Origin of the sequence: Oceanobacter sp. 4_MG-2023 (genome assembly GCF_030689165.1) — a bacterium.
GTDB lineage: Bacteria > Pseudomonadota > Gammaproteobacteria > Pseudomonadales > Oceanobacteraceae > Oceanobacter.
In genome coordinates, this window is the sequence record NZ_JAUYVV010000036.1 from 1 (window position 1) to 19,982 (window position 19,982).

Annotated in this window: 13 protein-coding genes and 1 tRNA gene; 1 reads left to right on the forward strand and 13 read right to left on the reverse strand. The window is 51.6% G+C overall.

Annotation, left to right across the window (positions count from 1 at the left end; all coding sequences use genetic code 11):
* Positions 1-106: 106 nt before the first annotated feature.
* The 12 genes from fusA (Q8W24_RS16245) to Q8W24_RS16300 form a co-directional block, all read right to left on the reverse strand.
* The gene (gene fusA, locus Q8W24_RS16245; protein WP_305415642.1) at positions 107-2,209 is read right to left on the reverse strand and encodes an elongation factor G; all 2,103 of its coding nucleotides are present in this window, start codon (positions 2,207-2,209) and stop codon (positions 107-109) included.
* Positions 2,210-2,228: 19 nt separating this feature from the next.
* The gene (rpsG, locus tag Q8W24_RS16250; protein ID WP_303434756.1) at positions 2,229-2,699 is read right to left on the reverse strand and encodes a 30S ribosomal protein S7; all 471 of its coding nucleotides are present in this window, start codon (positions 2,697-2,699) and stop codon (positions 2,229-2,231) included.
* 102 nt (positions 2,700-2,801) lie between these two features.
* A complete protein-coding gene (gene rpsL / locus Q8W24_RS16255; RefSeq protein ID WP_303434755.1) occupies positions 2,802-3,176 on the reverse strand; it encodes a 30S ribosomal protein S12 in 375 nt (124 codons plus the stop codon).
* 388 nt (positions 3,177-3,564) lie between these two features.
* The gene (gene rpoC, locus Q8W24_RS16260; RefSeq protein WP_303434753.1) at positions 3,565-7,791 is read right to left on the reverse strand and encodes a DNA-directed RNA polymerase subunit beta'; all 4,227 of its coding nucleotides are present in this window, start codon (positions 7,789-7,791) and stop codon (positions 3,565-3,567) included.
* 87 nt (positions 7,792-7,878) lie between these two features.
* Complete coding sequence (rpoB, locus tag Q8W24_RS16265; protein WP_305415641.1) at positions 7,879-11,952, reverse strand: DNA-directed RNA polymerase subunit beta; 4,074 nt, start codon at positions 11,950-11,952, stop codon at positions 7,879-7,881.
* A gap of 190 nt (positions 11,953-12,142) precedes the next feature.
* Positions 12,143-12,514: a 50S ribosomal protein L7/L12 gene (rplL, locus tag Q8W24_RS16270; RefSeq protein ID WP_305475962.1), complete on the reverse strand. Its 372-nt coding sequence runs from the start codon at positions 12,512-12,514 to the stop codon at positions 12,143-12,145.
* A gap of 63 nt (positions 12,515-12,577) precedes the next feature.
* Positions 12,578-13,072, reverse strand: coding sequence for a 50S ribosomal protein L10 (gene rplJ, locus Q8W24_RS16275; RefSeq protein WP_303434750.1), 495 nt, complete (start codon positions 13,070-13,072; stop codon positions 12,578-12,580).
* Positions 13,073-13,282: 210 nt separating this feature from the next.
* Positions 13,283-13,978 carry a 50S ribosomal protein L1 gene (gene rplA, locus Q8W24_RS16280; protein WP_303434749.1) on the reverse strand — a complete coding sequence of 232 codons (696 nt, stop codon included), beginning with the start codon at positions 13,976-13,978 and terminating at the stop codon, positions 13,283-13,285.
* Complete coding sequence (rplK, locus tag Q8W24_RS16285) at positions 13,978-14,412, reverse strand: 50S ribosomal protein L11 (RefSeq protein WP_303434748.1); 435 nt, start codon at positions 14,410-14,412, stop codon at positions 13,978-13,980. Before rplK ends, rplA begins: the two co-directional genes overlap by 1 nt.
* A 72-nt stretch (positions 14,413-14,484) precedes the next feature.
* Positions 14,485-15,021, reverse strand: a complete 537-nt coding sequence (nusG, locus tag Q8W24_RS16290; protein ID WP_303434747.1) for a transcription termination/antitermination protein NusG — start codon at positions 15,019-15,021, stop codon at positions 14,485-14,487.
* Between the two features lie 8 nt (positions 15,022-15,029).
* Entirely contained in the window at positions 15,030-15,398 is a 369-nt protein-coding gene (gene secE / locus Q8W24_RS16295) for a preprotein translocase subunit SecE (protein WP_303434746.1), read from the reverse strand.
* Positions 15,399-15,448: 50 nt separating this feature from the next.
* Positions 15,449-15,524 (reverse strand) — tRNA-Trp (locus Q8W24_RS16300).
* 473 nt (positions 15,525-15,997) lie between these two features.
* Here Q8W24_RS16300 and fusA (Q8W24_RS16305) point away from each other — a divergent pair.
* Complete coding sequence (gene fusA / locus Q8W24_RS16305) at positions 15,998-18,085, forward strand: elongation factor G (RefSeq protein WP_303434745.1); 2,088 nt, start codon at positions 15,998-16,000, stop codon at positions 18,083-18,085.
* A 77-nt stretch (positions 18,086-18,162) separates the two neighbouring features.
* On the opposite strand, the gene Q8W24_RS16310 is transcribed toward fusA (Q8W24_RS16305), so the two are convergent.
* Positions 18,163-19,665 (reverse strand): lipid A-modifier LpxR family protein, encoded by a 1,503-nt coding sequence (locus Q8W24_RS16310; RefSeq protein ID WP_305475963.1) that lies wholly within the window; start codon positions 19,663-19,665, stop codon positions 18,163-18,165.
* Between the last annotated feature and the right edge of the window lie 317 nt (positions 19,666-19,982).

Here is a 19,982-nt window from a genome sequence, read left to right on the forward strand (position 1 = left end):
GTTTTACCATGGTCAACGTGACCAATAGTACCTACGTTTACGTGGGGTTTGGAACGTTCAAACGTTGCCTTAGCCATAGAACACCTCGTTCAATATCTTTAACTGATTAAGCTTTTCTCATTACTGCTTCAGCAACACTTGCAGGCGCTTCCGCATATTTCTCAAATTCCATGGAATATGTTGCACGCCCCTGGGTTGCAGAACGCAGGTCAGTTGCATAACCAAACATTTCTGCCAGTGGCACAGATGCATTGACCATCTTGCCAGATGGTGAATCATCCATTCCTGAAATCAGACCTCGGCGACGGTTCAGGTCGCCTACCACATCCCCCATGTAATCTTCCGGGGTCACAACCTCTACTTTCATCATTGGCTCCAGCAGTACTGCATCGCCTTTTTCAGAAAGTTGCTTGGTTGCTTGTGAAGCGGCAATTTTAAACGCCATCTCATTAGAGTCAACGTCATGGAAAGAACCATCGTAAAGAGTTGCCTTGAGACCGAGTAACGGATAACCCGCCAGCACCCCGTTCTTCATTTGCTCCTCAATACCTTTTTGCACTGCCGGGATAAATTCACGGGGAATCGCTCCCCCGGCAATATCATTAACAAACTCAAGTTCATCCGAGTCTGCAACGCTCGCAGGCTCAAATCGAATCACTACGTGACCATATTGGCCACGACCACCAGACTGCTTGGCGTACTTATGATTGATTGCAACCGTAGCAGTAATGGCTTCCCGATAGGCAACCTGTGGCTTACCGACATTACATTCGACGTTAAACTCACGCCGCATGCGATCCACGATAATATCCAGATGCAGCTCACCCATACCGGAAATAATGGTTTGCCCGGTTTCTTCATCCGTTTCGACACGGAAGGACGGGTCCTCCTGGGCCAACTTACCCAGAGCAACGCCCATTTTCTCCTGATCCGCCTTGGATCTCGGCTCAACCGCAACAGAAATCACGGGATCCGGAAACTCCATACGTTCCAGAGTGATGACATTATTCATATCACACAGGGTTTCACCGGTAGTGACATCTTTCAGACCGACCAACGCCACAATATCGCCAGCACGGACTTCTTTCACTTCCTCACGGCTGTTGGCATGCATTTGCACCATGCGTCCAACACGCTCCCGACGCGACTTGATGGGGTTATAGACACCATCACCAGAGTTCAGCACACCGGAATAGACACGTACAAACGTCAGCGTACCAACGAAGGGGTCGGTGGCAATCTTGAATGCCAGTGCCGCAAAGGGTTCATCGTCTGCCGAATGCCGTACACCAGCAGAACCTTCTGCATCATCCAGCACACCTTCGATAGCTTTCACTTCCGTCGGTGATGGCAGGAAATCGACCACCGCATCCAGGACAGCTTGTACGCCCTTGTTCTTGAAGGCGGAGCCACAAGTCACCAGGACCAACTCATTCGCCAGCGTCGCCGCCCGCAAACCAGCCTTGATATCGGTTTCAGACAGGTCGCCTTCTTCCAGATATTTGTCCATCAATTCATCAGAAGCATCCGCTGCGGCTTCAAGCATGTGCTCGCGCCATTCAGCAGCCTTCTCTTCCAGCTCTGCCGGAATTTCTTCATAGGTAAAGGTCATGCCCTGATCCGATTCATTCCACATAATGGCTTTCATCTTGATCAGGTCGACCACACCCTTGAAGTTTTCTTCGCTGCCTATGTTGATCTGGATAGGCACCGCATTGGCCCCGAGTCGGCTTTTCAGCTGCTCAACGACCATAAAATAATCAGCTCCGGTACGGTCCATCTTGTTGACGAATACCATACGGGGGACTTCGTACTTGTTGGCTTGACGCCAAACCGTTTCGGTCTGTGGCTGCACACCGGATGAGCCACAAAGGACGACAACAGCGCCGTCGAGTACACGCAATGAACGTTCTACCTCAATGGTAAAGTCCACGTGTCCCGGGGTATCAATGATGTTGATACGGTGCTGCTCATATTGCTGCGCCATACCTGACCAGAAACAGGTAGTTGCGGCAGAGGTAATGGTAATCCCTCGCTCTTGCTCCTGTTCCATCCAGTCCATCGTTGCTGCACCGTCGTGCACCTCACCAATCTTGTGAGACACGCCGGTATAGAAGAGAACACGCTCAGTTGTTGTCGTCTTCCCAGCATCCACATGTGCGCAAATACCAATATTACGATAACGGTTAATCGGGGTTGTGCGTGCCACTGTGTCGTCCTCGGATCAATTAAAAGCGATAGTGAGAGAAAGCCTTGTTGGCTTCTGCCATGCGATGCACGTCTTCACGCTTTTTAACCGCTGAGCCTTTACCTTCAGCAGCGTCCATCATTTCGTTTGCCAGACGCTGGGCCATGGATTTTTCACCACGGGAGCGTGCAGCGTCAACCAGCCAACGCATGGCCAGAGCACTACGACGGGCAGGACGAACTTCAACAGGAACCTGGTATGTCGCACCACCTACACGGCGGCTTTTGACTTCCACCATAGGCTGAATGGCTTCCAGAGCTTTTTCGAACAACTCCAGTGGATCGCCACCTTGCTTTGATGCCATGGAATCCAGCGCGCCATAAACGATCTTTTCGGCGACGGATTTTTTACCACTAACCATGACATGGTTCATGAATTTGGCCAGTGTAACGTTCCCAAACTTGGGATCTGGCAGGATTTCGCGCTTCGCAGCAACGCGTCTTCTTGGCATGATAAGCCCTCTTAGGTCTTCAGGACGGTCTGAGCATCAGATTGAGCCCAGCCTTACTCTTATCTAAAACATGCAAGCGTACCCGGGCGGGCCCGGCAAGGATCAACCTTTAGGACGCTTGGCACCGTATTTAGAACGTGCTTGTTTACGGTTCGCAACACCAGAGGTGTCGAGGCTACCGCGGACGGTGTGATAACGCACACCAGGCAAGTCTTTTACACGACCGCCACGAATCAGAACAACACTGTGTTCTTGCAGGTTGTGACCTTCACCACCAATGTAGGAAGTCACTTCAAAACCATTCGTCAGACGCACACGACATACTTTACGCAGTGCCGAGTTTGGTTTTTTCGGCGTGGTAGTGTACACACGGGTACATACGCCACGACGCTGAGGACATGCCTGCAGTGCAGGAACATCGCTCTTAACCATTTTGCGCTTACGAGGCTTACGAACCAACTGGTTGATTGTAGCCATTTAGCAAACTCCAAACGTTATAGAAAACATACCCCTTCAATTGAGGCACAATTAAAGGGGCCGAGAGGATAATCCCCAAGCCTTCAAAGGTCAAGTATTAGACAGTTTTAATATCCTTGCCGGCATGGCTATTCTTGCGACATTCTTTCCGGAAATCAGTCGTCTTCCGCCACTTTTGACAAGCCGGAACGCGGTTGCCCTCGCCATAACAAGCACGCGAATTCCACCGGGTTCTGGCTTGATCTCCGATCGATGCGTGCTTTTTCAGATCGGCCAACCGGGCGATAGCCGTCAAATTTGCCGAAGCCACAAACAAAAAAAGAGGCCACAAGGCCTCTTTTTTTGTCACCAGCGCCGTCGAGACGGCGCCAGACATAGCAACAATGACTTACTTGTCGCTGAACGCTTCGCTCAACTTGGCTTCCATGTCTTCGGCAGACACACTCAGCACTTCAGGCATTGAACGCTGACGTTCGTTATCACGAACAGTACGCTTGCGCTTGCGCTCGGCGTGGTACGCCAAACCTGTACCGGCAGGAATCAAGCGACCAACCACGACGTTCTCTTTCAAGCCGCGCAGTGAGTCCATCTTGCCGGTAACCGCCCCTTCTGTCAGAACCCGGGTTGTCTCCTGGAAGGAGGCTGCCGAGATAAAGGATTCGGTTGCCAGTGATGCCTTGGTGATACCAAGCAACACGCGCTCGCCCCGGGCAACAATTTTGTTCGCCGCCTCGGTACGCTCGTTTTCTTCCAGGAAGGTAGAGAACTCAACCTGATCACCCGGAATAAAGGTGGTATCCCCGGCGTCATGAATCAATACCTTGCGCAGCATCTGACGCACAATTACTTCAATGTGCTTGTCATCAATACCAACACCCTGCAGGCGATACACTTCCTGCACTTCGTTGGTAATGTACATCGCCAGATCGCCAACGCTCTTCAGTCGCAAAATGTCGTGCGGGTTCAACGGACCATCAGAAACGATCTCACCCTTCTCGACATATTCACCTTCGAAGATGTTCAGGTGACGCCATTTGTGGATCAGCTCTTCATACGGCTCGCCACCATCTTTCGGTGTGATTACCAGACGTTTTTTGCCTTTGGTCTCTTTACCGAAGCTAACGGTACCGGAGATTTCCGCCAGAATGGCCGGCTCTTTCGGTTTACGCGCTTCGAACAAATCAGCCACTCGTGGCAGACCACCGGTGATGTCCTTGTTACCCGATGATTCCTGAGGAATACGGGCAATAATGTCACCAACAGCAACAACGGTACCGTTTTCCTGGTTCACCAGTGCGTTTGGCGGCAGCATGTACTGGGCCGGCACATTGGTACCAGGTAGCAGAATGTCGTTACCTGTCGTGGCATCAATCAGTTTCACCATTGGGCGGATATCTTTACCAGCCGCCGGACGGTCTTTGGGATCGATGACTTCGATGTTGGACAGGCCCGTCAATTCGTCGGTCTGACGATTGATGGTAATACCCTCATCCATACCCACAAATTCAATTCGACCCGTTACTTCTGTCACAATCGGGTGGGTGTGTGGGTCCCAGCTGGCCACTTTCTGGCCGGCTTCAACCTCTGCACCATCTTTCGAGCTGATAACAGCACCGTAAGGCAGTTTGTACAGCTCACGTTCACGGCCATTCACATCGGCAATGGCAATCGAACCGGAACGGGATACCGCAACCAGGTCGCCATTCTCACGAGCAACCGTCTTGAGGTTGTGCAAGCGCAAGGTACCCTTGTTCTTGACCTGAACACTGTCTGCCGCCGATGACCGCGAGGCCGCACCACCAATGTGGAACGTCCGCATGGTCAACTGGGTACCAGGCTCACCAATCGACTGAGCAGCAATAACACCTACCGCTTCACCCACGTTCACCTGATGACCACGTCCAAGGTCACGACCGTAACACTTGGCGCAAATACCGGTACGGGACTCACAGGTAATGGCGGAGCGCACACGCACTTCATCAATACCTTCCGCTTCGATCATTTTGACCCATTTTTCATCCACCAGAGTACCGGCTGGAATCACCAGTTCACCTGGCTGATTGGGCTTGTAAACGTCTTCAGCAATAACACGACCCAGAATACGGTCACCCAGTGCCACGACCACGTCACCACCTTCAATCAGCGGTGTCATGATCAGGCCTTCCTTGGTGCCACAATCCTGTTCGGTAACCACCAGATCCTGTGCCACGTCAACCAGACGACGGGTCAGATAACCGGAGTTAGCGGTTTTCAATGCCGTATCAGCCAAACCTTTACGAGCACCGTGAGTCGAGGTGAAGTACTGCAATACGTTCAGACCTTCACGGAAGTTCGCCACAATCGGCGTTTCGATGATGGAGCCATCCGGCTTCGCCATCAGACCACGCATACCCGCCAACTGACGAATCTGGGCCGGGCTACCACGAGCACCGGAGTCAGCCATCATATAAACCGAGTTGAAGGATTCCTGATCGACTTCATGACCGTCACGGTCAATTACCTTCTCTTTACCCAGGTTTTCCATCATCGCCTTCGCCACCAGTTCGTTGGCGCGGGACCAGATGTCGATTACCTTGTTGTATTTTTCGCCGTGCGTTACCAGACCCGAGGCAAACTGGCTTTCGATTTCTTTTACTTCCGCATCGGCGTTAGCAACAATTTCAGCCTTGGCAGCCGGAATTTCGAAATCGTTAACACCAATCGATGAACCGGAACGAGTCGCGTATTCAAAGCCGGTGTACATCACCTGGTCGGCAAAGATAACGGTATCTTTCAAACCCACACGACGGTAGGCCGTGTTGATCAGGCGTGAAATCGCTTTCTTTTTCATTGGCTGGTTGACCAGCTCGTACGGCAAACCTTTGGGTACGATGCGGAACAGCAATGCCCGGCCAATCGTGGTATCAACCACCTTGGTATTGGTTTCGCTCAATCCGTCTTCATCAACCACGGTTTCAGTAATCCGTACCTTGACGCGCGCCTGCAGATGGGCAGCGCCGCTTTGGTAAGCACGGGTAACTTCGTCGAGGTCGGCCAACACCATGCCTTCACCCTTGGCGTTGACACGCTCGCGGGTCATCCAGTACAGCCCCAATACCACGTCCTGGGACGGTACGATAATTGGCTCACCGTTGGCTGGAGAGAGGACGTTGTTGGTCGCCATCATCAATGCGCGGGCTTCAAGCTGGGCTTCAATGGTCAGCGGCACGTGAACGGCCATCTGGTCACCGTCGAAGTCGGCGTTATAAGCCGCACAGACCAATGGGTGCAACTGGATCGCTTTACCTTCGATCAACTGGGGTTCAAACGCCTGGATACCCAAACGGTGCAGTGTGGGTGCCCGGTTCAGCATCACTGGGTGCTCACGGATCACATCTGCCAGAATATCCCAGACTTCAGGGGTTTCGCGCTCAACCATTTTCTTCGCAGCTTTAATGGTTGTCGCCAGACCGCGGTGTTCCAGTTTGGAGAAGATAAATGGCTTGAATAATTCCAGGGCCATTTTTTTCGGCAAACCGCACTGATGCAAACGCAGTTGCGGGCCGACAGTAATCACCGAACGACCAGAGTAATCGACACGTTTACCCAACAGGTTCTGACGGAAACGACCCTGTTTACCCTTGATCATATCGGCCAGGGATTTCAGCGGACGCTTGTTGGAACCGGTAATCGCACGACCTCGACGGCCGTTATCCAGCAACGCATCAACCGCTTCCTGCAACATACGTTTTTCGTTACGTACGATAATATCCGGAGCATTCAACTCCAGCAGGCGTTTGAGACGGTTGTTACGGTTAATAACCCGACGATACAGATCGTTCAGGTCGGAAGTCGCAAAACGACCGCCATCCAGCGGAACCAACGGACGCAGATCAGGTGGCAGTACCGGCAGTACTGACATGATCATCCACTTCGGATCGTTACCGGAGAAGTGGAATGCTTCCAGAATTTTCAGACGCTTGGACAGCTTCTTGATTTTGGTTTCAGAGTTGGTCGCCGGAATTTCTTCACGCAGACGCTGAACTTCTTCAGGCAGGTCAATATGACCCAACAGTGCCTGAATCGCTTCGGCACCCATCTTGGCTTCAAATTCATCGCCAAATTCTTCGATGGCTTCGTAGTACTGCTCATCGTTCAGCAATTGACCCAGATCCAGCGTGGTCATGCCTGGCTCGGTAACAACGAAGGATTCGTAATACAAAATCCGTTCGATATCACGCAGAGTCATATCCAGCATCAAACCGATACGGGAAGGCAGTGACTTCAGGAACCAGATGTGTGCAACGGGAGAAGCCAGCTCAATATGGCCCATGCGTTCACGACGCACTTTGGCCTGAGTAACTTCCACACCACATTTTTCACAGATAACACCACGGTGCTTCAGACGCTTGTACTTACCGCACAGGCACTCAAAATCCTTGATCGGACCAAAGATGCGGGCACAGAACAAGCCATCACGCTCTGGCTTGAAGGTACGGTAGTTGATGGTTTCCGGCTTTTTGACTTCACCGAAGGACCAGGAGCGGATCATGTCTGGCGAGGCAAGGCCAATTCGAATGGCATCGAACTCGTCAGCATTGTTCTGGCTACGCAGAAAATTGACTAAGTCTTTCATATAAGAGTGTGCTCCACTTGGTGTGAGCGAGGGCTTTGCAGCACCGGTCTTTTCAGACCGACACTGCAGAGCGCGCTACTAAACCGATTATTCGTTTTCCAGTTCGATGTCGATACCCAGGGAACGGATTTCCTTAACCAGTACGTTAAAGGATTCCGGCATACCGGCTTCCATACGATGGTCGCCATCCACGATGTTCTTATACATCTTGGTACGGCCAGCCACATCGTCGGATTTGACGGTAAGCATTTCCTGCAGGGTATAAGCAGCACCGTATGCTTCCAGTGCCCACACTTCCATCTCACCAAAGCGCTGACCACCAAACTGAGCCTTACCACCCAACGGCTGCTGGGTAACCAGGCTGTAAGAGCCGGTAGAACGTGCGTGCATCTTGTCGTCGACCAGGTGGTTCAGTTTCAGCATGTACATGTAACCGACGGTTACCTGACGATCAAATGCTTCGCCGGTACGGCCATCATACAAGGTCACCTGACCGGATTCCGGAATACCGGCCAACTTCAGCATACGCTTGATTTCAGATTCCTTGGCACCGTCAAACGCCGGGGTTGCCATCGGCACACCACCACGCAGGTTATTGGCCAGTTCCAGAATCTCGGCATCGCTGTAGCTGTCCAGGTCTTCGATACGACCATCACCGGCGTTATAAATTTCCGCCAGCAATTCACGCAGTTTCAGCACTTCACGCTGCTCACGCAACATGCGATCAATCTTGTCACCCAATCCCTTGGCCGCCATGCCCAAGTGGATTTCCATGATCTGTCCGACGTTCATTCGCGACGGAACACCCAGAGGGTTCAAACAGATATCAACGGTTACCCCGTTGGCATCGTAAGGCATATCTTCAATCGGCTTGATGGTTGAGATAACACCCTTGTTACCGTGACGACCAGCCATTTTGTCACCTGGCTGGATCTTACGTTTGATCGCCAGATACACTTTGACAATTTTCAGTACGCCCGGAGCCAGGTCATCGCCGGTTTGCAGCTTGCCTTTCTTGTCTTCGAACTTGTCATCCAGTTGCTGCTGACGTTCCGCCAGAGACTGCTCGGCTTTTTCCAGTACCGTTGCCAGCTCTTCATCCTGCGGAATCATCCGGAACCAGTCATCCTGGGTCAGACCAGAGAGGTATTCTTCAGTCAGAATATCACCCTTGCGCAAACCCGGCGCAACGTTTACTGCCTTGCCAGCCAGCGCACGTGTCAGACGCTCAAAGGTTGCACCCTTGACGATACGCATCTCTTCGTTCAGATCCTTGCGAATCTCGTCGAGTTGCTGGCGTTCAATCGATTTGGCCCGATCGTCTTTTTCAACGCCATCACGGGTAAACACCTGCACGTCGATAACCGTACCAGTGGTACCGGTCTTGACCCGCAGCGATGTATCTTTTACATCGGATGCTTTTTCACCAAAGATAGCACGCAGCAATTTTTCTTCTGGTGTCAGCTGGGTTTCACCTTTTGGTGTTACCTTGCCGACCAGAATATCGCCTGCCTTGACTTCGGCACCGATATAAACAATACCGGACTCATCCAGCTTGCCCAGTGCCGCTTCACCAACGTTGGGAATATCGGACGTGATTTCTTCCGCACCCAGCTTGGTGTCACGCGCCACACAGGTCAGTTCCTGAATATGGATCGTGGTCAGGCGATCTTCCTGAGCAACACGCTCAGACAGCATGATCGAGTCTTCGAAGTTGTAGCCATTCCACGGCATAAAGGCGATACGGAAATTCTGTCCCAGAGCCAGTTCGCCCAGGTCAACAGAAGGGCCGTCAGCCATGATGTCGCCACGCTGCACCATGTCGCCTGCCTTGACCAGCGGACGCTGGTTAATACAGGTGTTCTGGTTCGAGCGGGTGTATTTGGTCAGGTTGTAAATATCAACACCGGCTTCACCAATGACGGTTTCGTCGTCGTTGACCTTGACCACCACCCGGGATGCGTCAACAGAGTCAATCACACCACCCCGTTTGGCAACCACACACACGCCGGAGTCAGCCGCTACCGCACGCTCAATACCGGTACCAACCAGCGGCTTTTCAGCGCGCAAGGTAGGCACAGCCTGACGCTGCATGTTGGAACCCATCAATGCGCGGTTGGCGTCATCGTGCTCCAGGAACGGAATCAGTGATGCTGCAATCGAAACCACCTGTTGTGGTGATACATCTTTCAGCGTCACATTGTCCGGCGACATGATGGTGAATTCGTTCTTGTGACGAACCGAAATCAGGTCACCTTGCAAACGTCCGTTTTCGTCCACGGGCACCGAGGCCTGGGCGATTACATAGTCTGCTTCTTCAATGGCCGAGACATAAATAATCTCGTCGGTCACAACGCCGTCTTTAACGATACGGTAAGGTGTTTCAAGAAAACCGTATTCGTTGGTACGGGCATAGGATGCCAATGAGTTGATCAGACCAATGTTTGGACCTTCCGGTGTTTCAATAGGACACACACGACCGTAGTGAGTGGCGTGTACGTCACGTACCTCAAAGCCAGCACGTTCACGGGTCAGACCGCCTGGTCCCAATGCCGAAATACGACGCTTGTGCGTGACTTCTGACAGCGGGTTGTTCTGATCCATAAACTGGGACAGCTGGGAAGAACCGAAAAATTCCTTCACGGCTGCCGCAACCGGCTTGGCATTGATCAGATCCTGAGGCATCAGCCCTTCGGATTCTGCCATCGACAGACGCTCACGCACCGCGCGCTCAACACGAACCAGACCAACACGGAACTGGTTTTCGGCCATCTCGCCAACCGAACGAATACGACGGTTACCCAGGTGGTCAATATCATCAACGATGCCTTTACCGTTACGGATATTGATCAGGGTCCGCAGTACTTCAACGATATCGCTGTTATCCAGCACACCGGAGCCAAGAATTTCTTCACGGCCGATACGACGGTTGAACTTCATGCGACCCACAGCCGACAAGTCGTACCGCTCTTCACTGAAGAACAGATTGTCGAACAAGGCTTCAGCGCTTTCTTTTGTTGGCGGCTCACCAGGACGCATCATGCGGTAAATCTCGACCAAAGCTTCCAGCTGGTTGCTGGTTGGGTCGATACGCAGAGTATCCGAGATAAACGGGCCACAATCGATTTCGTTGGTGTAGATGGTTTCGAATTCGGTAAGACCAGCAGCTTCCATCTGGGCCAGGATCTCTGCCGTGATTTCAGCGTTGGCAGTCGCCAGGACTTCACCGGTACGGCTATCGATAACGTCTTTGGCAATCGCCTTGCCCAGCACATAATCGGTAGGCACAACCAGCTCTTCCACATTGGCCTTTTCCAGCTGGCGAATGTGACGAGCCGTGATGCGACGGCTGGCCTCAACAATGATGTTGCCGTCGTTATCCATGATATCGAAGGCAGCCGTTTCACCCCGCAACCGGGATGGAATCAGCTTCAGCTTCAAGCCACCGCCGTCGATACGGTAGTTGTCGTTGTCGTAAAATGTTTCGAGAATTTCCTGCGTAGTAAACTTCAGCGCCCGCAGCAAAATGGTAGCTGGCAGTTTACGACGACGGTCAATACGTACGTAGACCAGATCCTTCGGATCAAACTCAAAGTCCAGCCATGAGCCGCGGTAAGGAATCACGCGAGCGTTATAAAGCAGTTTGCCGGACGAGTGGGTTTTACCCTTGTCGTGATCGAAGAACACACCTGGTGAACGGTGTAACTGGGACACGATGACACGCTCAGTACCGTTAACAATAAAGGTACCGTTATCTGTCATCAGGGGCATTTCGCCCATGTAGACTTCTTGTTCCTTGATGTCCTTGATTGCCTTGGTCGAAGATTCCTTATCGTAAACGATCAGGCGAACCTTGACCCGCAATGGTGCAGCGTAAGTGACACCACGCAACATACATTCTTTTTCGTCAAAACTCGGCGTACCCAGGCGATAGCTCACGTACTCCAGAGCAGCATTCCCGGAATAGCTGACAATCGGGAAAACAGACTTAAAGGCCGCATGAAGACCAATATCTATTCTGTCTTCAGCGTTGCTCCCTTCTTGCAGGAACTTATGGTATGAGTCGATTTGAATGGCCAGCAAATATGGCACATCCATGACACTCGGTAGTTTACCGAAATCCTTACGGATACGTTTTTTCTCAGTATATGAGTAAGCCATCAGTTATCCCCGGACTGTTTCCTCGATCAGGTCGCCAAACCCGAAACTAGAGGACTTGCCTTGCAATTGAACCCGGCACTAAGCCGGTTTAGTCACGCCTTCCATAACGCGAAAAAGGCCGACGGAAAAATCCCGTCAGCCCTGTGTCGCGCTTAGAAAAAGCACGACAGCAGAAGTGAAGTACAATGAATTACTTAACTTCTACGATAGCGCCAGCTGCTTCCAGCTTGCCTTTTGCTTCTTCTGCGTCTTCTTTGGGTACGCCTTCTTTAATAGCAGAAGGTGCACCATCAACCAGACCTTTAGCGTCTTTCAGACCCAGACCGGTGATTTCGCGAACCGCTTTGATCACGTTAACTTTCTTGTCACCAACGGCAGACAGAATTACGTCGAATTCAGTCTGTGCTTCAGCAGCCGCTTCGCCGCCAGCAGCAGGACCAGCCATAACGGCTGCAGCTGCAGAAACGCCGAATTTTTCTTCCATCGCAGAAACCAGTTCCACTACGTCCATTACAGACATTTCAGCGATAGCGTTGATGATATCTTCTTTTGTCAGAGACATGAGACTTTTCCTGAAATAATTGGACGATTACGCCCGTCAAATCTTTGTAAGGTCTGCCAGGGATCAGGCAGCTTCTTGTTCTTTCTGGTCGCGGACAGCAGCAATGGTACGAACCAATTTGCCAGCGGCGGCTTCTTTCATGACGCTCATCAGTTTCGCGATTGCTTCGTCGTAGGTTGGCAGTGTTGCCAGCATATCAACGGAAACCACGGCACCTTCAAATGCACCACCCTTGATCTCGAACTTGTCATTCTTCTTGGCGAAATCCTTGAAGATACGGGCAGCCGCACCTGGATGTTCGTTAGAGAATGCAATCAGACTAGGGCCTACCAGTGTCTCGGAAAGACACTCGTATTGGGTACCTTCGATAGCACGGGTAGCCAGGGTGTTACGGACAACTTTCATCCAGACACCGGCTTCACGCGCTTCTTTACGCAGAGCGGTCATGGCACCTACAGTAACGCCGCGAGAATCCGCGACAACTGCAGACAGCGCACCTTGAGCTGCGTCCTGGACCTCGGCGACAATCGCCTTCTTATCTTCGAGTCCTAAGGCCACGATTAACTCCTAACAAGTTAAATTAGGCTCAATTGAGCCAGTCTCGGTGTGACAATTCAGAAAACTGAAAGGGGCCACACACTATCTACGCAGGAAATATTAAGTCGCAACAGCCAAAGGCCCTGCGACTCCTGCGGTCTTTGACAGCTACCGCAAAGCGGCAACCCCAAAGATGGTTTGGGATACGTGATACGCACCCCGAATTCTTATCTAGACGTCCAGCTCTGCATGGTCAATAACCAGACCAGGACCCATAGTGGTACTGATGGTTACTTTCTTCATGTAGACGCCTTTGGTCGATGTTGGCTTGACCTTTTTCAGATCGGCCAGCAATACCGTCAGGTTTTCTTTCAATGCGCTGGCATCAAAATCAACTTTACCGATGGCGGTATGGATAATACCGTTCTTGTCGTTGCGGTAGCGGACTTGACCCGCTTTTGCGTTTTTGACAGCAGTGGCAACGTCAGGAGTCACAGTACCAACCTTCGGGTTAGGCATCAGGCCACGTGGACCCAGAATCTGACCCAATTGACCGACAACACGCATCGCATCAGGAGAAGCGATCACGACATCAAAGGCCAAATCACCACCTTTGATCTTGGCAGCCAGATCGTCCATACCCACTTCGTCAGCACCGGCAGCCGTAGCGGCTTCAGCGTTGGCACCTTGCGTGAAAACAGCAACACGCATGGTTTTACCCGTACCGTTTGGCAGCACTGTGGAGCTACGTACGTTCTGATCGGATTTACGTGCATCAATACCGAGGTTTACTGCCACATCGAGTGACTCACGGAACTTGGCAGCAGGCAGTGAAGACAGAATGGATACGGCTTCATCAAAAGAGTAAACCTTACCGGCTTCTACTTTTTCAGCAATCAGCTTTTGACGTTTGGTCAGCTTGGCCATTATTCAGCTCCCTCTACAGTCAGACCCATCGCACGGGCAGAGCCAGCGATTGTACGTACCGCTGCATCCATATCGGCAGCAGTCAGGTCAGCCATTTTGGTCGTAGCAATCTCTTCCAGCTGGGCGCGTGTCACAGTACCGACTTTCTGGGTATTGGGACGTGCTGAACCGCTGGTGATACCAGCCGCTTTTTTCAGCAGGAAAGATGCAGGAGGTGTTTTCAGTTCAAAGGTAAAAGAACGGTCACTGTAAGCCGTGATAATAACCGGCACTGGTGCACCTGGCTCCAGATTGGAAGTCTGCGCATTAAATGCTTTACAGAATTCCATGATGTTCAAACCTTTCTGACCCAGAGCCGGACCAACCGGTGGACTTGGGTTCGCTTTACCAGCTGCAACTTGCAACTTGATATAGCCTTCTACTTTCTTAGCCATGTATTACTCCAAATGGGTAGTATCGCCCAGCGGGCTCCCCTGACCTTCTGTCATGCAGAAGGTCGCCTGAAATCAGACCGATTTCTCGATCTGTGTAAATTCGAGCTCGACCGGCGTTGAACGACCAAAAATAGTCACCGCAACCTGAACGCGGGACTTGTCGTAATCAACACTTTCGACCACACCGTTAAAGTCTGCGAACGGACCTTCGGTCACGCGCACCACTTCACCGGGTTCGTAGATGGTTTTGTGAGTCGGACGATCAACGCCTTCCTCAACACGACGCAGGATAGCATCGGCTTCTTTGGGAGAAATTGGCGCCGGCTTGTCCGCCGTACCACCAATAAAGCCCATTACCCGGTCAGTCTGTTTCACCAGATGCCAGGTATCATCATTCATTTCCATTTGCACAAGAACATAGCCAGGATAAAAGCGACGCTGGCTTTTGCGTTTCTTGCCATCACGGACTTCAACAACTTCTTCTGTAGGAACCAGTACGTCACCAAACTGATCCTGCATTCCCAGGCGCTCGATACGTTCCAACAAAGCCCCTTGTACACGCTTCTCATAACCCGAGTAGGCGTGAACCACATACCAACGCATTGCCATACTCTACCTCAACCAATCAGCGCGGAAATTGCCCAACCGAGAAACGAATCCAAACCCCACAACAGCAGTGCCATGATCACGACCACCACCAGAATCATCAATGTCATCTGGGTAGTTTCCTGACGCGTTGGCCATACCACCTTGCGGCGCTCGACATTGGCCTCTTTCAGAAGTTGCATAAATGCCTTGCCTTGCGTTGTTGCCAGTGCAGCACCTGCACCTATCAACATCAAGGCAACGACAGCGAGAATCCGATACAGAAAAGGCGCATCGGCATACATATAATTGCCAACCACAGCCGCTGCCAGAAAAGCAACAGCCAACAACCACTTGACAACATCCATCGGCGAACCTGCTGTTTTGCTTTCGGTACTCATTACAATTCCCTGAAGCCAAAAATGGCAGCCGAAGCTACCATCAGGAGATTTGGCAGGCCAGGAGGGACTCGAACCCCCAACTTTCGGTTTTGGAGACCGACGCTCTACCAATTGAACTACTGGCCTAATACACTACATAAGGGCGCCGAATTATACAGCGCTTTTTGCAAATTACAACCTAACATGGTTCGAAAATTGCAACTTATCGACTGAACGCCTGCGCGAACGCGAGACGAAAAGATGTCCGTTTCAGACGAGGGCAGATAATACACAGGAGGTTGGTCATGTGCCAGTGCTATTTTCAAGCTTGTTCCGGACTCCAGCCGTAACGGACCAATATTCAGACAATAATCCAGCTCTGCCAGCCAACAACAGAGACCTTCAAACAGGAATCACTAGCATCAAGATCCTCCAAAAAAGCGCCAACCAATTGACGCCGACGGTATTCCCAACCCCAAACCATCAAAGTTAGGCCTCTTTTGCAAAAAATAACGTCCAAAACGTCTTTTTATTGCGATTTCTTTGTTTGGGGTGATCAAAAACAACTGAAAAACCTGTAAATTGGCGGCCGATTTTTCACTTTGCTTATCGAGTGCGCTATGACTGACTTATCCAAATACAGAAACATCGGCATCTTCGCTCACGTTGACGCCGGTAAGACCACAACGACCGAACGTATCCTGAAGCTGACCGGTACTATTCACAAAACCGGTGAAGTGCACGATGGCGAGTCCACGACAGACTTCATGGAACAGGAGGCAGAACGTGGTATTACCATTCAGTCAGCCGCTGTTTCCTGTTTCTGGAAGGATCACCGCTTCAACGTGATCGACACCCCTGGACACGTTGACTTCACCGTTGAAGTATATCGCTCATTAAAAGTACTGGACGGCGGCATCGGCGTCTTCTGTGGTTCAGGCGGTGTTGAACCACAGTCTGAAACCAACTGGCGCTACGCTAACGAATCCGAAGTTGCCCGAATCATCTTCGTGAACAAGCTGGACCGCCTTGGTGCAGACTTCTTCCGTGTGACCGATCAGATCAAAAATGTCCTGGCCGCTCGCCCACTGATCATGGTGCTGCCAATCGGTCGTGAAGACGAGTTTGTCGGCGTTGTCGACCTGCTGAGCGAAAAAGCCTATATCTGGGATGACACTGGCCTGCCAGAAAACTATACAGTGACCGACGTTCCTGAAGACATGAAGGACGACGTTGAAACTTACCGTACCGAACTGATCGAAACCGCTCTGGAAGTCGATGAAGACTTGCTGATGGAATACCTGGAAGAAGGCACTGAGCCATCCATGGAAGACATCAAGCGCTGCATTCGTGAAGGTACACGTACCTTGCAGTTCTTCCCGACTTACTGTGGTTCTGCATTCAAGAACAAAGGCGTACAGCTGGTTCTGGATGCCGTCGTTGACTACCTGCCTTCCCCTACTGAAGTTGATCCACAGGATCTGACCGACGAAGAAGGTAACCCAACCGGCGAAAAAGCCATCGTTTCTGCCGATGAGCCATTACGCGCCCTGGCATTCAAAATCATGGATGACCGTTTCGGCGCCTTGACCTTTGTCCGTGTTTACTCTGGCGTGCTGAACAAGGGTGACACCATCCTGAACAGCTTCACCGGCAAAACCGAACGTGTTGGCCGCATGGTAGAAATGCAGGCAGACGACCGTAAGGAAATCAACCGCGCCCAGGCCGGTGATATTCTCGCGATTGTCGGCATGAAAAACGTTCAGACTGGTCACACACTGTGTGATCCCAAGCATGAATGTACGCTGGAAGCCATGGTCTTCCCTGAGCCAGTAATTTCCATTGCGGTTCAGCCTAAAGACAAGGGCGGCGTCGACAAAATGGGTATCGCCATCGGCAAGATGGTGGCTGAAGATCCAACCTTCCAGGTTGAAACCGATATCGATTCCGGCGAGACCATCCTGAAAGGCATGGGCGAGCTGCACCTGGATATTAAAGTCGATATCCTCAAGCGTACCTACGGCGTAGAACTGGTTGTGGGCCAACCACAGGTTGCCTACCGCGAAACCATTACCCTGCCAATCGAAGATACCTATACCCACAAGAAACAGTCTGGTGGTTCCGGTCAGTACGGTAAGATCGATTACCGTATCAAACCTGGCGAACCAGGTACTGGCTTCCAGTTTAAATCAGCTGTTGTGGGCGGTAACGTACCGAAGGAATTCTGGCCAGCCGTTGAGAAAGGCTTCAAGGCCATGATGAACGAAGGTACCCTCGCGGGCTTCCCGGTACTGGACGTTGAAGTGGAACTGTATGACGGCTCTTACCACGCCGTTGACTCCTCTGCCATCGCGTTTGAAATCGCTGCCAAAGGCGCTTTCCGTCAGTCCATGCCAAAAGCTGGCCCACAGCTGATTGAACCAATAATGAAAGTTGACGTGTTCTCCCCGGATGACAACGTTGGTGACGTGATCGGCGACCTGAACCGTCGTCGCGGCATGATCAAGGACCAGGAAGCTGGCAGCACAGGCGTTCGCATCAAGGCTGACGTACCACTGTCTGAGATGTTCGGTTATATCGGACACCTGCGTACCATCACATCCGGTCGTGGCCAGTTCTCAATGGAATTCTCTCACTACATGCCTTGCCCACAGCAAGTCGCAGAGAAAGTCATTGCGGAAACCAAAGCACGCAAAGCCGAAGGCTAAGCTGCTGCTGGCAACATAAAAAACCCCGTACAGCATACGCTGTACGGGGTTTTTGTTTATCTGATATCGCGAGCCAGTCAGTCTGGCCAGTTATCCCGATTATTGACAGCTGCCGCCATCAACAAAACCGGAATAAACGCGGCTGCCCAATTCGACTTACCCTCCACGACCAGCTCCGCCCAGGCATGCTGTTCTTTCTGCTCCAACGTCTCTTCCGTACGGTAATTGTAGCGCACCCCCAAACCCCAACTGTCGCGCCAACCAACCATCACACCAAACGATGCCGATGCAATCCAGGGATTACGGTGCACCTTGAGCGTACCACCCTGCTGCATCACCGGGTTGGTGCTGCTCATATTGCTCCCCGCAGGCACATGGATACCGTCATCAATCAGATAATTGTAAGCCACATAGTGCCCAGTCATATTACCGCTCAGTTCGGTATAAAAACTGTCGGGATGACAAGAGGTCAATGCCAGATTCTGCATCTCACTATTCAGTGCCTGCAGTTCAGCCTGTGTCTGCTCCAGCACACGATACACATCTGCCATATCCTCACCGTCTACCCCTTCCAGCAACACCAGTAATGCCTGGATACGCAGGTAAATACGATCCGGAATATAGTTATCTCCTGACAGGTATTGCTGCAACTTCTGGACGTATAGATCAAAACGTTCAGCCAGCGGTACACCCTGCTCCGCTACTGCACTGACAAACAGCATCTTACTGGCCGCATAACGCTCACAGCGTCGTGCTTGCGGCCAAACCATGGCCAGCTCAGCACCATAACCAATCCGGCCAATAATGGTGCCCAGCTCAGCCTTGGCAAAATGACTGATCATCAGATGTCCCCACAGCATATCCCCTTGCAATAGATGCCGGGCGAATTTGCCTGTGTACTGCAATGCCAGACGATTGCTGACCTGGGTTTCCCAGCCATCGATCGGGTCCGCGCCCTTGAACGGATAACGATGGGCATTCTCCTGCGTCCAACGGCCAGCGGCGGCCGGCCCTACCATACCAATCGACATTTCATGTTCGGTATAACCATCCAGACCACGAATGGTGATATTCCTGGCAATACTGGCCCAGGCGGCAAACGGGCGATCATAATATTCCGCATTGGCCTTGTACTGGAATCCAGCCGGCACCACCTCACCCTCACCAGCATGCTGATACGGGGTATACATCTTGTGGCTCAGACTGTAGCCATAGCTGACCAGCTTGAGATCCCGATTGCTGACATTTGACCTTGCACTGCTATCACAATCGCCATTATTACCATCCGGACCACAGCGAAAACCATACAGACGCCCACCATCCAGCAGAAAACCACCGTCCAGATTGGCATAGGCACGCACATTCAGGGCATTGGTGTAATACTGATCAGTAATGTTCTCACCAGTCAGGGCATCATTTTCGATCTGGCTGCGCCAGATTTTTTGCAGATGATTAACATGCCGTTGCTCAAACTCAGAATTATTAAACAGCAACGACAAAAGGGAGTAGCTGTCGTCATCGGCTTCCGCCATTGCCAGAGGGCAAGCAGCCAGCAAGCAAACCGCGCCGATCAATTTCATATTATTCCTGCCCTATCAAAGCCCAATCTCTCACCAACCTCTCACAGAGAGGCCAACATATCAGAGCGGGCACTATACGAAACAGCCTGAAAACCAACCAGGCGGTTTCAGTCAACCGTCCTTATTACAAGTCCAGAGCGGACACTTGGCAGCCGCACCGACCCCCGGATAGCTGCCATATTTCTACAGTACCTTTATGACAGACACAAAATGACAGGCACAAAAAAGCCCCGACTGAGCGGGGCTTCTATTCAAGGTCGACATGATGTCGACCTTAAACGTCTGATCTTACTCGACGATTTTGGCTACAACACCAG

Excerpts from the sequence above, each read along its gene's own strand:
- rpsG (WP_303434756.1), bottom strand. The coding sequence starts at position 2,699 with ATGCCAAGAAGACGCGTTGCTGCGAAGCGCGAAATCCTGCCAGATCCC.
- rpsL (WP_303434755.1), bottom strand. The coding sequence starts at position 3,176 with ATGGCTACAATCAACCAGTTGGTTCGTAAGCCTCGTAAGCGCAAAATG.
- rpoC (WP_303434753.1), bottom strand. The coding sequence starts at position 7,791 with ATGAAAGACTTAGTCAATTTTCTGCGTAGCCAGAACAATGCTGACGAG.
- rpoB (WP_305415641.1), bottom strand. The coding sequence starts at position 11,952 with ATGGCTTACTCATATACTGAGAAAAAACGTATCCGTAAGGATTTCGGT.
- rplL (WP_305475962.1), bottom strand. The coding sequence starts at position 12,514 with ATGTCTCTGACAAAAGAAGATATCATCAACGCTATCGCTGAAATGTCT.
- rplA (WP_303434749.1), bottom strand. The coding sequence starts at position 13,978 with ATGGCCAAGCTGACCAAACGTCAAAAGCTGATTGCTGAAAAAGTAGAA.
- rplK (WP_303434748.1), bottom strand. The coding sequence starts at position 14,412 with ATGGCTAAGAAAGTAGAAGGCTATATCAAGTTGCAAGTTGCAGCTGGT.
- nusG (WP_303434747.1), bottom strand. The coding sequence starts at position 15,021 with ATGGCAATGCGTTGGTATGTGGTTCACGCCTACTCGGGTTATGAGAAG.
- secE (WP_303434746.1), bottom strand. The coding sequence starts at position 15,398 with ATGAGTACCGAAAGCAAAACAGCAGGTTCGCCGATGGATGTTGTCAAG.
- fusA (WP_303434745.1), top strand. The coding sequence starts at position 15,998 with ATGACTGACTTATCCAAATACAGAAACATCGGCATCTTCGCTCACGTT.
- Q8W24_RS16310 (WP_305475963.1), bottom strand. The coding sequence starts at position 19,665 with ATGAAATTGATCGGCGCGGTTTGCTTGCTGGCTGCTTGCCCTCTGGCA.